The sequence below is a fragment of the Undibacterium sp. GrIS 1.2 genome (genome assembly GCF_040544435.1).
Classification (GTDB): Bacteria; Pseudomonadota; Gammaproteobacteria; order Burkholderiales; family Burkholderiaceae_D; genus Undibacterium.
In genome coordinates this window covers 1-1,138 of the sequence record NZ_JBEONP010000154.1, presented here as the reverse complement: position 1 = coordinate 1,138, position 1,138 = coordinate 1, and the positions used below count along the sequence as shown (strand labels likewise).

At 43.8% G+C, this 1,138-nt stretch carries 1 protein-coding gene; it reads left to right on the top strand.

Annotation, left to right across the window (positions count from 1 at the left end; translation table 11 throughout):
* Window positions 1–98: 98 nt before the first annotated feature.
* On the top strand, window positions 99–1,010 hold the full coding sequence (locus tag AAKU61_RS22635) for a DNA/RNA non-specific endonuclease (protein WP_354335890.1): 912 nt from the start codon (window positions 99–101) through the stop codon (window positions 1,008–1,010).
* The last annotated feature ends 128 nt before the right edge of the window (window positions 1,011–1,138 follow it).

Here is a 1,138-nt window from a genome sequence, read left to right as displayed (position 1 = left end):
ACCTGTAAAAATAATCGTATTGATGAATTGCTTCCGCTGCGGGCAAAATCGGTTATTTGCTGATCGTCTAGGTGGGTCTGTCGGACGCATACTTTACTATGTTTAAAAAATGGATTCATTCGTTTCTATTATTCTCCGCATTTGCCGCGGTTACCAACGTCGATGCCAAGGATTGTTCAACACAGTTTTTGAACGGCAAGGCACCCGTTGCGACGACTACTCATTTTAACGAACGTACCACTTCGTTGTGTTTTGAGGAATATGCTTTGATGTACTCTGGCGTGACCAAAACACCGCTCTGGACGGCTGAGTTTCTAACGAATAACCGTATTAAAGAGGCGCGCAAATTAAAACGGCAGGATAGCTTTCACGAAGAAGAGCAAATTCCCAATGCGGATCGCTCCTACTTGAAAGACTATAAAGGATCTACAAAGAATGTCGATATCGACCACTCAATCGACCGGGGCCACATGAGTCCAAACAGCGACTTTAGCACTTACACAGCTCAATTCGAATCGTTTTCACTTGCCAATATCATTCCGGAAAATTCGGATAATAACCAAAACCTGCACGAAGGTATTGAATCAGCCACCAGGAAGTTAGCAACGCAGCGCGAGAGATTGTATGTCATTACAGGACCGATCTTTGATACAACAGCGAATAAGCTCAATGGTCGCGTTGTCATACCGACCCGTATCTTTAAAGCGATAGTCGATCCTTCCAAACATCAAGCGGCAGCGTATTTGACGTATAACAAGCCAGGTATGGACTATCAAGTCGTCTCCATCGCCGAGCTAGAGCGGATTGTGGGCTTTGATCTTTTCCCTGATTTGCCATCGTCAATCAAAAACTCAACAATGCCATTGCCTGAACCTACGCCTTATAAACAACATTCCGGCAAGGACCGTTCTGAACAATATCATTCAAAGCATGCGTCGAATGAACAGACAAGTTTCTCATCGACCCCCTTACGTAACTTTGGTAAATCTTTGCAATATCTTTTTAAGTAGGTCACTAACAAAAAATGCTCCAGCAAGAATTTCGGTTCTGTCGCAATAGGCTGTCTCTGTTAGACTGCCGATCCGACAAAATTTGTGATTCATGTAATGATAGACGAGCTACGCAAAGTACTCAAACG